Origin of the sequence: Mucilaginibacter agri, from assembly GCF_009928685.1 — a bacterium.
Classification (GTDB): domain Bacteria; phylum Bacteroidota; class Bacteroidia; order Sphingobacteriales; family Sphingobacteriaceae; genus Mucilaginibacter; species Mucilaginibacter agri.
In genome coordinates, this window is record NZ_WWEO01000044.1 from 620,077 (window position 1) to 634,751 (window position 14,675).

14 protein-coding genes are annotated in these 14,675 nt (G+C 42.8%); 5 read left to right on the top strand and 9 right to left on the bottom strand.

What is annotated here, in order from left to right:
* Window positions 1–52: 52 nt before the first annotated feature.
* From hemE to hemA, 8 genes are all read right to left on the bottom strand, one after another.
* On the bottom strand, window positions 53–1,078 hold the full coding sequence (gene hemE, locus GSY63_RS18895; RefSeq protein WP_166587389.1) for a uroporphyrinogen decarboxylase: 1,026 nt from the start codon (window positions 1,076–1,078) through the stop codon (window positions 53–55).
* Between the two features lie 30 nt (window positions 1,079–1,108).
* Window positions 1,109–1,639: a tetratricopeptide repeat protein gene (locus tag GSY63_RS18900; protein WP_166587390.1), complete on the bottom strand. Its 531-nt coding sequence runs from the start codon at window positions 1,637–1,639 to the stop codon at window positions 1,109–1,111.
* Window positions 1,639–2,343 carry a response regulator transcription factor gene (locus GSY63_RS18905; protein WP_166587391.1) on the bottom strand — a complete coding sequence of 235 codons (705 nt, stop codon included), beginning with the start codon at window positions 2,341–2,343 and terminating at the stop codon, window positions 1,639–1,641. The genes GSY63_RS18900 and GSY63_RS18905 overlap by 1 nt, the downstream gene beginning before the upstream one ends.
* Window positions 2,344–2,355: 12 nt before the next feature.
* Entirely contained in the window at window positions 2,356–3,225 is an 870-nt protein-coding gene (locus GSY63_RS18910; RefSeq protein WP_166587392.1) for a sensor histidine kinase, read from the bottom strand.
* A 3-nt stretch (window positions 3,226–3,228) separates the two neighbouring features.
* Window positions 3,229–4,602 (bottom strand): glutamate-1-semialdehyde 2,1-aminomutase, encoded by a 1,374-nt coding sequence (gene hemL / locus GSY63_RS18915; RefSeq protein ID WP_166587393.1) that lies wholly within the window; start codon window positions 4,600–4,602, stop codon window positions 3,229–3,231.
* Window positions 4,603–4,767: 165 nt separating this feature from the next.
* Complete coding sequence (gene hemB, locus GSY63_RS18920; RefSeq protein ID WP_166587394.1) at window positions 4,768–5,739, bottom strand: porphobilinogen synthase; 972 nt, start codon at window positions 5,737–5,739, stop codon at window positions 4,768–4,770.
* Between the two features lie 103 nt (window positions 5,740–5,842).
* Window positions 5,843–7,426: a hydroxymethylbilane synthase gene (hemC, locus tag GSY63_RS18925; protein ID WP_243749266.1), complete on the bottom strand. Its 1,584-nt coding sequence runs from the start codon at window positions 7,424–7,426 to the stop codon at window positions 5,843–5,845.
* Between the two features lie 266 nt (window positions 7,427–7,692).
* Complete coding sequence (gene hemA / locus GSY63_RS18930; protein WP_166587637.1) at window positions 7,693–8,919, bottom strand: glutamyl-tRNA reductase; 1,227 nt, start codon at window positions 8,917–8,919, stop codon at window positions 7,693–7,695.
* Window positions 8,920–9,078: 159 nt separating this feature from the next.
* Between hemA and GSY63_RS18935 the strand changes: the two genes are divergently transcribed.
* From GSY63_RS18935 to GSY63_RS18945, 3 genes are all read left to right on the top strand, one after another.
* Window positions 9,079–9,453 carry a DoxX family protein gene (locus GSY63_RS18935; protein WP_166587396.1) on the top strand — a complete coding sequence of 125 codons (375 nt, stop codon included), beginning with the start codon at window positions 9,079–9,081 and terminating at the stop codon, window positions 9,451–9,453.
* Window positions 9,454–9,567: 114 nt separating this feature from the next.
* Window positions 9,568–10,416 carry an alpha/beta hydrolase family protein gene (locus tag GSY63_RS18940; protein ID WP_166587397.1) on the top strand — a complete coding sequence of 283 codons (849 nt, stop codon included), beginning with the start codon at window positions 9,568–9,570 and terminating at the stop codon, window positions 10,414–10,416.
* A 130-nt stretch (window positions 10,417–10,546) separates the two neighbouring features.
* A complete protein-coding gene (locus GSY63_RS18945) occupies window positions 10,547–11,554 on the top strand; it encodes an MBL fold metallo-hydrolase (protein WP_166587398.1) in 1,008 nt (335 codons plus the stop codon).
* A gap of 89 nt (window positions 11,555–11,643) precedes the next feature.
* Here GSY63_RS18945 and GSY63_RS18950 read toward each other — a convergent pair whose 3' ends face one another.
* Complete coding sequence (locus tag GSY63_RS18950) at window positions 11,644–13,383, bottom strand: thiamine pyrophosphate-dependent enzyme (RefSeq protein ID WP_166587399.1); 1,740 nt, start codon at window positions 13,381–13,383, stop codon at window positions 11,644–11,646.
* Between the two features lie 87 nt (window positions 13,384–13,470).
* Between GSY63_RS18950 and GSY63_RS18955 the strand changes: the two genes are divergently transcribed.
* Window positions 13,471–13,920, top strand: coding sequence for a hypothetical protein (locus GSY63_RS18955; protein ID WP_208094594.1), 450 nt, complete (start codon window positions 13,471–13,473; stop codon window positions 13,918–13,920).
* Between the two features lie 26 nt (window positions 13,921–13,946).
* Window positions 13,947–14,675: an energy transducer TonB gene (locus GSY63_RS18960; RefSeq protein ID WP_166587401.1), complete on the top strand. Its 729-nt coding sequence runs from the start codon at window positions 13,947–13,949 to the stop codon at window positions 14,673–14,675.

Genomic DNA, 14,675 nt, shown 5'->3' on the forward strand with positions numbered 1-14,675 from the left:
AATTAGTTTATAATGAAACCTCCTGTTTCCCCTTTAGGGGGTTAGGGGGCTTTTAATATCTATATTCCTTTATCACCTCCACCGCATACTTCACGTTATCAAACGGAATATCGGGCATAATGCCGTGGCCGAGGTTGAAGATGAAACCGTTTTGGCCACGCATGCGTTCGAATAAACGGTGGATACGTTCTTTGATCACCTTTTTATCGGCATATAAAATATGTGGATCGAGGTTACCTTGTACGGCTATGCTTTTTGGTAAACGGTTCTTAATATCTAACAAGTCAACATTCCAATCGATAGAAATTACATCCGGTTTTGCCTCAGCCATTAGCGGTGCAAAAACCGAGCTGCCTTTGCAGAAAGAAATAACCGGGATATCCTTACGGTTAAGGTTAGCAATAATTTCCTGAATGTAACGGTGTGAGAACTCCTTGTAATCGTCCCATGCCAATGCTTGTGCCCAGCTATCAAAAATCTGAACAGCGTTAACGCCGGCTTCAATTTGCAGGTTTAGATAAGCAGCAGTAACCTTTGCTATTTTAGCTAACAACTGATGAGCCATTTCGGGCTCGTTGTGTAGTATAAGCTTGGTTAACTTAAAATCTTTTGAAGATCCGCCTTCAACCAAATAGCTCATTACCGTAAACGGTGCACCTGCAAAACCGATCAATGGAATTTTGCCATTTAAGCGTTGTTGAATTACTTTAATAGCATCGGCAACGTATTGCAGTTTATCCAATACATCGGTGCTTAGGTTATCAACATCTGCCTGGGTACGCACCGGATTGGCAAATTTAGGACCTACGCCTTGCGAAAAGCTCAGGTCTCCGCCCATGGCTTCGCCTGTTACTAAAATATCTGAGAATAAAATCGCAGCATCAATATCCAGTAAATCAACCGGCAGCATGGTTACGTCTGCGGCTAACTCTGGCGTTTTGCACATTTCCAGAAACGAATATTTGTTTTTAATTTCCCAATACTCTGGCATAAAACGGCCAGCCTGGCGCATCATCCATACTGGTGGGCGTTCTGTTGTTTCCGAAAATGCTGCTTTAATAAATAATGAATCTTTCATATAATACAAGGGGAGGCTCACGCCTTGCCTTTATTTAGTTTTGTGTTGTCTTATTTCTGTGTGAAGGCGTTCTATCACGGCTTTCATTTTAGCCGTAATTTTATCGTGGTGCTTTTGGGCTAAACCCAAATAGGCCTCTGCCTTATCATAATTGTGCTGCCTGATGCTAATATTGGCCACATGCGCCAACGCTGCAACGTGATCGTTTACAGAACGAAGCGGATATTGCGCTGCAATTTCATAATGTTTTTCGGCCGCGTCAAAATCATGCCTTTGCAGGCTGATGCCGCCCATCATAAACTCATAAAAACCACGACGCTTTTTATTAAGCCAATTTGGATTTTTGACGCTCAGCAGCAGCTCTTCGGCCTTGTCATAATCTTTATTATGAAAGCTTTTTGCCGCAACCACAATTGGGCCTTCTTTAAAATATCCCCATATCAGCAATAAACAAAACATTAGGGCTACACCCGCAAGTTCGTAAACGCGCTGCTGGGTAAAAAACACCAGCATTAAGAAAAATATGCCGGCAATAATTAGTCGTGCCTTGTTTGTTAACATTAATGCTGGTTATCTGTAAACTTATAGCCTACCCCTCTTATTGAGTGGAAATAAACAGGGTTTTTAGGATCTGGCTCGAAGTATTTACGGAAAGTAAGTATAAAGTTATCTATCGTACGTGTTGATGGATAAACGTCATAGTTCCAAACGGTTTCCAAAATCTGCTCGCGCGATACGGCTTCATTACGACGCTCTATCAACAACTTCAACAGCATGGTTTCCTTTTTAGTTAAAGCCGTGATGGATTCATCCTCATTAACTAACTCAAAAGAGTTGAAATGAATGGTTTTATCACCAATCTTGTAGCTATTAAACTCTTTCAAATCGTCGCCTTTAAGGCTGCGCTTCACCAGGTTATTAACACGCAGAATTAACTCTTCCAGGTTAAAAGGTTTGGTCAGATAGTCATCTGCACCCTTCTTCAAGCCTGCAATTTTGTCCTCATTGGTATTCTTTGCCGTAAGGAACATAATCGGCACTTCAGAGTTTTCGAGCCTGATGGTTTCGGCTACAACAAAGCCATCCACTTCAGGCATCATTACGTCTAAAATAATGAGGTTAAAGCGTTCTTCTTTGAATACTTGCAGCGCTTTTTTACCATTGTTAGCAGTAGATACTTTGTACCCTTCTAACTCAAGGTTTAGTTTGATGGCTTCCAATAAATGCTCTTCATCTTCGGCCAGTAGAATTCTTTTCTTTGACATATTTAATTTAGGTTAACCAAAAACAACTTCAAAAACGCTACCCGCAGGTTTGTTATCCTTAACGTTTATAGTAGCCTGATGTTTATCCAATACTTGTTTTACAATATATAATCCTAAACCCGTACCCTTTGTATTGCGGGTCTCTTCACTGCCTACACGGTAAAACCTATCGAAAATACGGCTTTTTTCTTCATCTGCTATACCAATTCCCTGATCTGCCACCATCAGGTAAACCTGGTTCTCTTTACGGAAGAGGCGTACATTAACCTCAGAACAAGGCTGAGAGTATTTTATGGCATTCTCGATGAGGTTTGTTACTACAGAAGTTAATGCAAATTTATCGCCGGTTACCTCTAGTTTGGGTTCTATCTCGGCATTGATTAGTTGCTGGGTAAAGTCGCATTTATTAATCTGCAGGCGGTTAACAATACTATCAACCAACACAGAAATATTGAACTTTTCTTTCGGGAAAGTGTACGAGCGGTTCTCAATCTTCGAAGCCAGTAGCATATTCTCCACCATATCATTCAAACGATCTACATCAAGCAAACACTTACCGGTGAAGTCTATGATCTGCGAATGATCGAGTTTACGCTTTTGGATAGTTTCCAGATATAGTTTAATAGAAGCCAGAGGCGATTTAAGTTCGTGCGTTACCGAAAGCAAAAAGTTTTTCTTTTGCTCATGCAGGCGGCGCTCTTTATTGATAGAAGCGTGAAGGTTATAGGCACCTATCACGAAAACCGCAATAAACACAGCACCTTCGCTAAGAATCATCCCAAACCTGCCGGGCTGTAAACGAACCAGCATATATCCCCACCAAAACAACTCGGCTATGGCGTAGATAATTAATGCGTAAAAAATCACAAATGGCCTTTTCATGGCTTACTTATCTTTAAATACAATATCTAAACTATCAAAAATAGCACGTTTTGTTCTTTCCAGATCTGTTTTTGTATGAGCCGATGAAATAAATCCAACCTCATAGCCCGATGGACCTAGATAAATGCCCCTGTTTAATAGTTCGCGGTGCATTTTTTTGAATTTTTCCATACTGGTTGGGTCAATCTCTTCGGCGGTGCGAATAGCAGTTTGCGTGGTAAATGCAAACCAGAAAATAGACCCGATGTGGAATACTTTAAATTTATAATTACGAGCAGTAGCAAAACGCTGGATAGATTCTGCAAACTCTTCCGTCTTATTATTCAGATCGCGGTAAAAACCCATGCGCAACAATTCGCTTAGTTGAGCGATCCCTGCCGACATAGCTACCGGGTTACCCGATAACGTACCCGCCTGATAAACGCTACCTACAGGTGAAATATGGTCCATAATTTCGGCAGATGAACCATAGGCTCCCACCGGCAAACCACCACCGATAATTTTACCATAAGTAATAATATCAGGCTTGATCTGATAGTAACCCGCAGCACCTTCAAAACCCAAACGAAAGCCAGAAATCACCTCGTCGAAAATTAGCAAAGTGCCGTTCTCGGTACAAATCTCACGCAGAAACTGCAGATATTCCTTCTCTTGCAGCAACAAGCCGTTGTTAGCAGGTACAGGCTCGATGATCACAGCTGCGATCTGATCTTTAAAATCGGCAAATGCCGTTTTTAATGCTTCGCGATCGTTTAATGATACTACAATGGTTTCGTCGGCAAATGCTTTGGGGATACCCGCCGATGAGGTTTCGCCAAAGGTAACCAGTCCGCTGCCTGCTTTAACTAGTAATGAATCTGAGTGACCATGGTAGCAACCTTCAAACTTCAGGATCTTATCGCGTTTGGTAACACCGCGGGCTAAACGGATGGCCGACATAACAGCCTCCGTACCCGAGCTTACAAAACGTATTTTTTGGATAAACTTGTTGTTCTTCAGAATCAGTTCGGCCAGTTCGTTTTCCAATGCTGTCGGAGCACCAAACGACATACCGTTTTGCAAAGTTTCAACTACTTTTTCGCGAACCTTGGCATTATTGTGGCCAAGGATCAGTGGTCCCCAAGAGCAGCAGTAATCGATAAACTGATTACCATCTGCATCCCATAAATGGGCGCCATCACCTTTTTCAATAAATAATGGTGTACCGTATACAGACTTAAATGCACGCACCGGAGAGTTTACCCCACCCGGGAAATACGTTTTAGCCTTCTCATACAATTCAGCAGATTTTTCGCGGGTAATATCCGCCTTGCCTGTGGTATTCACAGGCTCATCACCCTCGTTACCCGAAAATATTTTTTTAAACGAATCGAACATTTTTGTTTCAGTTGTCGGTTATCGGTTGTCGGTTGTCAGTATCTTGCTTGACGCAAATCACCTGATAACAGGCAATCGAAAACTCTTATTTATTAAGTTTTCGGTTGTTAATTTTCGGCAACCCGCTTAGTGCAGGCAACTGATAACTGACAACCGGCAACTCATTTATAGCCATTTATTTAATAGTACTTCTTTTGCGTGGTAGGTTAATATCGATGTAGCGCCGGCACGTTTAAAGCTTGTTAAAACTTCGGTAATAGCGCGTTGCTCATTTAACCAGCCGTTTTGTATTGCTGCCTTTACCATGGCATATTCACCGCTAACATTATACGCGGCAATTGGCAGTTCAGTACTATCCTTTAATAATTTAATTACATCGAGGTATGGCAAACCTGGCTTTACCATTAAAAAGTCAGCACCTTCCGCTTCGTCCAAACGGGCTTCAATTAAAGCTTCGCGCTGGTTCGCAGGATTCATCTGATAGCTTTTTTTATCACCAAATTTTGGCGCAGAACCTAACGCATCTCTAAACGGACCGTAAAATGCGCTGGCGTATTTGGCGGTGTATGACATGATAGAAACATTAGTGAAACCCTCTTTATCTAAAGCCTCGCGAATATAACCTACGCGGCCATCCATCATATCCGATGGTGCAATAATGTCGGCTCCTGCGCGTGCATGTGCTATAGCCATTTTGGCTAACACTTCCAAGGTTTCGTCGTTCAGGATCTCGCCGTTCTCAACAATACCATCGTGGCCGTCGCTACTGTAGGGATCCATAGCCACGTCGGTTACCACGCAAGCCTCCGGAAAATGCTTCTTAACCTCGCTAATAGCGCGAAGGTATAAGCTGTTTTCGCGGTGACTTTCAGTTGCGTATTTATCTTTCAACGCTTCATCAATATTTGGGAACAAATCAAAAGCCTTTAAACCTAAGTTCATACAGCTTTCAACTTCGCGTAGCAGGTTATCTACCGAATACCGGAAAATGCCCGGCATCGACGACACTTCTGTTTTTTGATTATTTCCTTCCACAATAAACAGTGGGAAAATCAGGTTAGTTGCACTAACATGGGTTTCCTGCACCATCTGACGAATTACTTCACTTTTCCTGTTCCTTCTTGGTCTTTGTAACATAATATTTAGTTCGTAGTTGATAGTTCATAGCCGAACCCAACTTCTTTATTATATATATTGACTTTGCTAATGTCTATGAACTATGATCCATAATCTATCAACTTTAAAGTCCAAATACAGCCTCTGCCAACCCAATTTCGTCGGGAGAGAAAGGCAATGTATATTTTATATTCATACCATCCAGCGTACGGCCGGTTGATTTACCAATTGCTACAATTTGCTGATGATTATCCAGCAGATGGTGTTCGAAATAATTCTCAACGTTTGATGGGCTGGTGAATACCAACACATCTGCGGATGAAGCAGGCGCTGTTTCGTCTAACACCGTTTCGTAAACCGGCAAGTCGATAATTTTGGTATCTGCTGATAATCCCTGGTGAATACTCCTCATCGGATTTTCTGCTCCCGGGAATAACACGGTAGTTCCATTAGCCAACTTGGCAAATTCGCGTGCTACCTCGGCAGTGTCGGTACTTTGACCAACGTAAGCAGGGAAATAGCCATTTTTACGCAGCATATCTTCAGAACCGCTACCCATTACACCAAATTTCACAGGATGAGGGAATTGGGGCTCTAATTGAAAGAAGTATTCCACGGCATTTTTGCTGGTAAAAAACACCCACTCCACGCTACGCAAAATATAAGAATCGAACCTGTTGATTACCGGAACGGTGCGGATCAACGACCATGCTTCGATCTGGATACCGTGTTTCTCCAATGCTCTGCGGAAATAGCTATGCGCGCCCAGCTCGCGAGAGATAAATACTTTTGAAGGAAATTTACGGTCTTTACTAAAACGGGCAACTATTTTCTCGGGTAAGCCTTCCAGCTCATTGGTTTGTATAAACAGGCGGTCCGGGAATCCTTCACCATCATCTGCTTTAGAGGTAAACACCTGGAAACTACCTTCGTGTTTACGGCAGTAGCATCCCAACGGCAAATGGCAGCCTCCGCCAAAAAGGTTTAGCACTTTACGCTCAACAGCCAATTGCTCGGCAACATCGGGGCGGTTAATGGCTTGCAAACGTTCAAACAATTCATGATCGTTCTCCCGGATCTGTATGGCCATAACCCCTTGTGCTGGTGCGGGTATCAGTTCAGTTGGCGGCAATTCTTCAATCATAAACTCGCTCAGGTCTAAACCTAAACGGGCTACGCCGGCTTTGGCCAGCATAATAGCATCGTAACTTTCGTCGCGCAATTTTTGGATGCGTGTATTTACGTTACCACGCAAGTCATCAACTTCCAGATCGGGGCGCACGGCCAATAACTGGGCACGACGACGATTGGACGACGTACCTACCCTGCCACCAAACTTTACAGAAAGCTTTTGATGAACATCTACACAATCCTTTAGGATCAGTAATAATTCAGATGGATCTTCTCTTTCCGAAACTGCGGCAATAATTAATCCGGGAGGGTTTTCGGTAGGCAAATCTTTATGCGAATGCACCGCAATATCAACTTTGCCTGCCAACAATTCTTCTTCTATCTCTTTGGTAAAAAACCCCTTACCTTCCAGCTTATCGAAGCTTAGGTTCAGGATACGATCGCCCTGGGTTTTAATAATTTTAAGTTCGGCTGTTATACCGATGCTGGCGAGTTCACTTTTAACAAAATTGGCTTGCCATAAAGCCAGGTCGCTTCCGCGAGTTCCAATAACTAATTTCCTTTCCAAAGAGTGCATTTGTTTGAACTACAAATTTAATTTTTATAAGGATGTACTCGCAATTTTTATTGCAATGTGAAGATTAGCTGACTGTGTGCGTATTACACATAGCTATTTAAAGCTATTTTGTTGAAAATAAGGATTTTCGGCGGAAGTTTTGTTGCGTGATCGAGTTATTTAACCAAGCAAAGCTAACAGCAAGACGTATCATTTGGAGGCGCGGAGCACCCAAGACCGACGATTTCGAATCCCAACAATGAGAATCCAGAGAGTAAAAGGAAAGCTTAGTTATTGTTGATCAATATTTCTTTGGCCATTACCATGGGTACACTGATGTACTTTTTCTCCATGTAATTGATCACCTTTTCGAGGATATCGCGCGATTGCTGATCGAGGCCCTGTACTTCGTCTGCAAAAACAGTATTTAAAGCATTATGACGGATTTCTTTAATCTTCTCAGGAACCTGGCGCATAGCCACTTCAATGCGACGTTGTTTTAGTTGCGGTAAAAAGTCGTTGATGTTTTCTTCTATAATGCGCTCAGCATGTACCAGCTCCTGATAGCGCTCCTGCATATTCTTTTTAGCAATCTCGTTTAAAGAATGTACTTCGATAAAGTTAACAGGGAAATTTACCAACACTTCCGGATCAGTATCATTAGGGATAGCCAAATCTACAATGGTTTTTTTATCGGCTTCGCCATTCAGTAACGACGAGTAAATCTCTGTAGTGATAATTGGCTGAGTAGCACCAGTGCAAGTGATAATAATATCGAAACCTTTTTTGTAGCTTTTTAAAGCCTCCAGATCATAAGCCTCACCTCTTAAATCCGCAGCCAACTCTTGAGCACTTGATAATGTACGGTTGAAAACTGAAAAATTAGTGTACTTATGTTTTTGCAGGTATTTAGAAATATTGCGATTGGTTTCGCCTGCTCCGATAATTAAGATACGGGCATTAGGAGAAAACTTGAGGTCTTTAAGCTTGCGATAAGCTAGTGATACAACCGAAATAGGATTTTTAGAAATATTGGTATGGGTATAAACTTCTTTAGCGGCTTTAACCACACAGCCCATTACCATACGCAGGTAATCGTCTGTTAAGCCTGCTGCACGGCAGCTTTCGTAAGCTTTACGTAATTGGGCTAAAATTTCTTTTTCGCCAACAATTAAGCTTTCTAAAGAACATGAGGTGCGTAACAAGTGGTTAAGTGCTTCCTGGTCTTCGTAAATGTTTGCAGCATCTAAGAAAGTTTCGGTATAACCAGGGCAAAGGCCCATATCTAAAGCGTGGAAAAATTTACGGGTGAAGTCGCGGTCGATAACTTGCGGAGTAGCCATTACAAAGGCAACACGGTTACAGGTAGACAAGTAAAATATCTCTGGAATATCGAATTGTTCTTTTACCTGCTTAAGCTTAGGGGTCAAATCTTCCTGACAAATAACCAGTTTACCCAGCTCCTTCAGTTCGATCTGCTTATGCGTAAATGCTATAACCTTTAAATACTTCAATGCCATTATAAATTCGACTCAACAAAATTACATTCTATATATCCGTCCTGTGTCAATGCTTTGTAAAAGGAAGGTTATATAGAACGATTATAAATTAGGTTTAAACCTTATTAAAACTGTACCTTAAGCTGTTTACGTAAATAAACCAAGCCAGCAAATATGCAAATCTTTAGAAATATTAGCCTTGTAATTATTGTCATTTTTTACACAATTGCCGGCATTAACCATTTTTGGCATCCAAGGGGATATATCAAGATCATTCCTTCTTATATTCCCTACCCTTCTGCAATGAACCTTATATCGGGCGCATGCGAATTGATATTCAGCGCGATGATGATCTTCCCAATAACTCGCCCCCTGGCCGGATGGCTTATTATTGCTATGCTGGCCGCATTTTTACCTGTACATATCAGCATGATTTATGACGCGCCATTGAAAGTTGGCAACCTCAGTGTAACACCTTTCATAGCCTGGGCAAGATTACTACTGCAACCGGCACTGATGTATTGGGCGTGGTGGAGTACGAGAGCTTGATTTGGAGAGCATCATTAGTAACCAGTCATTAAAAAGGTTCGGTTTATCAAAGAAAGCGACACGCTATTTTGTAACAATGCACCCTTGAGTGCGTTTATTGAGTAACAACATCAAATGATCAGAAACGAAACTCATACTATACCGGGCTCTAAAGGCCGTTTAATGCTGGCCGACCTTACTTATAACGATGCCGATCCCAATGCCCCGCTTATTATTTTCTCACACGGTTTTAAGGGCTTTAAAGATTGGGGAACGCACCACCTGGTAGCAAATTATTTTGCGGAGCATGGATACCGTGTACTCAAATTTAACTTTTCTCATAACGGAACTACGCCAGATACACCGTTTGAATTTAGCGACCTGATCGCTTTCAGTGAGAATACGTTCTCTATCGAATTAGACGACCTGAAATATGTGATAGATTTTGCAGCCGGAGGTGCTGCGATGCCAGTTGCCGAAAAGGTGATCTTACTAGGCCATAGCATGGGTGGTGGCATTAGCATTGTTAAAGCTGCTGAAGATCCTCGCGTTAGCGCCTTAATTACGATGGCATCGGTAGCCAGCTTCCGCAATTTATGGCCCAAGCAACTGGAAGCGCAGTGGAAAATTATGGGCATGTTTTATTTCCCTAATGCGCGCACCGGACAGCAAATGCCTGTAAAAGCTACATTGCTTGATGACATCGACAAACATTCTGCGCGCTTAAACGTTTTGGCACAGGCAGCAAACGTAACCCAGCCCTGGCTAATTGCTCATGGAACTGCGGATACCACGGTGGCTGTAAGCCACGCCCACGATCTGAAAAGCATGCAGCCTAACGCCGAACTGTTAATTATACCCAATGCCGACCATACATTTGATGCCTCGCATCCGTATTTTAAAGATTCGTTACCAGCAGCATTGCATCAACTCTGCAAAAGGGCTGTAACATTTTTAATAGAAAATGGACTAAAGGAGAGTTAATACTATTAACCCCTGTAAAGAGGGATTAACGGTGTGTTGTACATAGCGCAGATGACCCACCCCTACCACAACTCAGGCCTTCGCGCCCCCTCCGAGGAGGGGAAATGAACTAATAATAAATTAAGCATCAATGCCAATCAATTTAAAAGGCTCCCGCAAGGAAGGAGCAAAATATATTAACCCGATACCAACAGATGAAGCCGGCTTCGACAAAATGCCCGCCATTTTGTGGGAGTATATTAAAAATAAAGCCGAAACTACACCTAAGAAAAAACTAGGTCCATTCAAAACCAATCCTGATATTTTTAATACTCCACCAGAAAGTGGACTACGTATTACCTGGATAGGCCACTCGAGCATATTGATTGAAATTGATGGTAAACGTATTTTAACTGACCCTGTGTGGAGCCAACGCGTATCTTTTTCCCAGCGTTTTGGCCCGAAACGCTTTTTCGACGCCCCGATTGCACTTAAAGACCTGCCCGAACTGGATGCTATCATTGTATCGCACGACCATTATGATCATTTTGATGAGGCTACCATTAAGCAGTTAGCAGGTCTGCAGACTCCATTTTACTGCTCGTTAGGTGTAGGCCAATACCTCGAAAAATGGGGCGTCGCTAAAAATCGCATTAACGAAATGGACTGGGGAGATACCGCCAAAGTGGGTGATGACCTAACTATCACAACCACTCCGGCGCGCCATTTTTCGGGGCGTGGAATTACCAATCGAAATGAAACGTTATGGTCGTCGTTTGTAATAAAAGGCAACAAGCATAATATATTTTTTGGAGCCGACTCAGGTTGGTTTGAAGGGTTTAATGACATTGGCGAAGCTTACGGCCCATTCGACCTTACCATGCTTGAAATTGGCGCTTATGGCGACAACTGGCCGGATATACACATGGGACCTGACCATGCCTCAAACGCACACATCGCCCTAAAAGGTGGCTTGATGATGCCGATACACTGGGGAACGTTTAACCTCGCACTCCATGCCTGGTACGAGCCTATTGAACGCTTGCAGCAATTAGCCAAAGAAAAACAGATCCGACTATTTGTTCCCGAACCCGGGCAACCAACCCAGGTTGTTAACGAGTTGCCTTTTATATCGGGCTGGTGGAGGAAATATAGGTAGGTTGTTTGTTTATAGAATTACTGGGTTATTAAGTTATTAACATGCTCACTTCAATAACTTAATAACCCTATAACCTAATAACTATTTCGCTACAACAAGTCCTTAATGTGCTTGTAGTTTGCTTTTACTGTACTTAGCACTTCATCCATTTGGCCGTTAAGAATCAGCTTCGACATAGATAGTGCCATACCTTTTACCTGCTCGAACTCTATTTTTGGTGGCATAGCCAAGGCGTTAGGGTCGGTCATCACGTTAAGCAATACAGGGCCGTTAAACATCAATGCTTCGCGTAAAGCCTGCTCCACCATTTCGGGATCATTAACCGTAACACCTTTTATACCCATTGCTTGCGCCACCAAGGCAAAATCGGGGTTGTGCATATCGGTTTGGTAGTCGGGTAAACCTGCTACTTCCATCTCCAGTTTTACCATTCCTAACGAGCGATTGTTAAATACCACAATTTTAACAGGCAATTGATATTGTGAAATAGTCGCCAGGTCGCCCAGTAACATCGAAATGCCACCGTCTCCACACATGGCAATCACTTGCCTGTCGGGGCAGGTTAGCGCTGCGCCGATGGCCTGCGGCATGGCATTAGCCATCGAACCGTGATTAAAGGAGCCGATCATGGTGCGTTTACCGGTTGCATGGATATAACGCGCTCCCCAAACGCAGCACATACCGGTGTCTACCGTAAATATGGCCTCGTTGGTGGCCAATTTGTTTAAGGTGGCAGCCACATATTCCGGGTGAATTTTATCTTTTGTGCCCTTATCATCTACATAAGTCTGCAGGTTATCTTTTACCTTATCGTAAAATTTAAGCTGAGTTTGCAAAAAGCTATCATCAGTCTTTTGTTCTATCAATGGTAATAACGCCTTCAGGGTATCTTCCGTGGTTCCGCATAAACCCATATCTACTTTGGCTCTACGGCCAATACGCTCGGGTTTAATATCAACTTGCACAATTTTAATATCGGTTGGTATAAACTGCGTGTAAGGAAAATCTGTGCCTAGCAGAATTAACAAATCCGACTCGTGCATGCTGTGGAAAGCTGATGGAAGCCCTAACAAGCCGGTCATCCCCACTTCATTAGGGTTATCGTACTGAATACCCATTTTCCCCCGGAAAGAGTAGCCCACCGGAGCGTTAAGTTTCTTCGATAACGCTACAACCTCGTCATGAGCTTTTGCTGCACCTATTCCGCAGAAAATAGTGATCTTCTCGTGCGAGTTCAACAAAGCTGCGAGCTCTCGCAATTCGCCGTCAGCCGGGCGGATTACCGGAGCTGTTACATAATTGATAACCGATGTAGTAATCTTTTCGGCATCCATTTTAGTTAGATCGCCGGGCAAGCCCAAAACGGCAACACCCTTTTTCCCTAAAGCCTGTTGAATGCCAGCTTGTAACATGCGCGGCATTTGCATGGGTGTAGTAGCAATCTGGTTATAGTGACTGCAATCGTCGAAAAGCTTAATGGTGTTGGTTTCCTGAAAGAATTCTGAGCCGAACTCGTTGGTAGCACAGGTAGACGCTATAGCAATAACGGGAGTGCCCGACCGATGAGCGTCATACAATCCATTGATCAAATGCACGTGACCGGGACCGCTGCTGCCTGCACAGCAGGCCAAACCGCTAAGTTCAGATTCGGCAGCGGCAGCGTAAGCACCCGCCTCCTCGTGGCGTACATGTATCCATTGTATTTTGCCATCGGTACGACGAACAGCGTCATTAACCTCGTTTAAACTATCGCCGGTTACGGCATAAATTCTTTTAATGCCTGCCGAAATCAGCATTTCTACCAGTTGTTCTGCTACGTTTTGAGCCATGTCTTTTAGATGATGTTGTTTCCCTAAGATAACTTAGAAAACATGGCGGAGTTTTTTATATTTGGTAAACCTTCATCTTTATTACAAATGCCTGAAGATATAACCTCTGTAAAGCTCAAATTCTCTTGCCAGGAAAACTGGGATGTAATGCAACCTGTAGAAGGCGGCCACTTTTGCAACAAGTGTAACAAGCCAGTCTATGATTTTACCAATGCCAAAGCAGATGATTTCAGAAAAATTATGGCCGAATTTCCTGGCACATGTGGCCTATATAAAAGCACCCAGGCATTATCAGCACCACCAAGATTATCATTTTGGAACAAATGGCTTTCGGCAGCCGTGTTATTATTAGGATTTAACGTTACCGGATGCCATAAAGAAAATAAACCTCAGCCAGGTGTGTTTAAACAAAGTGCAAAATCTAAAAATCAAGATCTGATTATGGGTAAGGCAATGTTCGAGGACTCCACTGCCCAACCTCCTCATGTCGATCAGGTCAGATTCCCTCCGCCAAGTTTAAAGAAGAATCTTAAATAGCCGCTCAACCCAATAATTTTTACTCTATGCCCGAAGATATAACCTCCGTAAAGCTCAAATTCTCTTGCCAGGAAAACTGGAATGCTATGCAACCTGTAGAAGGCGGCAGGAATTGCGATACATGCCAAAAGAAAGTTTATGATTTCACCAATAGTAAGGCCGATGAATTCAGGAGAATTCTGGCTGAGAATAATAACAACGTCTGCGGAAGGTTTACAGTCAATCAAACCGTCTATAAACAACAGTTATTTCCTTTCTGGAAGAAGTGGGTTTCGGCAGCGATGGTATTAATTGGATTTAGCTTTTGGGGCGAAAGGTCGGTCGCGCAGGGTGTTAAACAAGGCAAACAAAAGATCGTATTTCCACCACCGGTTGTAACTGGGGATGTCGAAGTTCGACCTGTAAAAAAAATCAAACAACCATCTTCATCAACTGTAGGCCAATCGGAATATTTAACAGGAATAGTTGGAGAACCACAGCCCGAATTTGTGGGAGGCGACGCTGCGTTATCCAAATTTCTTACCAAAAATATCAGGTATATAAAAGGTACTCCCAACGGAAGGGTAATAGCATCTTTTGTGATCAGCCCGAGTGGAATACTCACCGATATTAAAATAATTAGATCGCTAACGCCCGCTGCTGACAACGAAGTAATTCGGGTATTAAAATTATCTCCCAAATGGACTGCGGGAAAATTTAATGGAAAATCAGTAGCCGCGCAATATTATTTACCAGTAAGCTTTTCAGAAAAATAG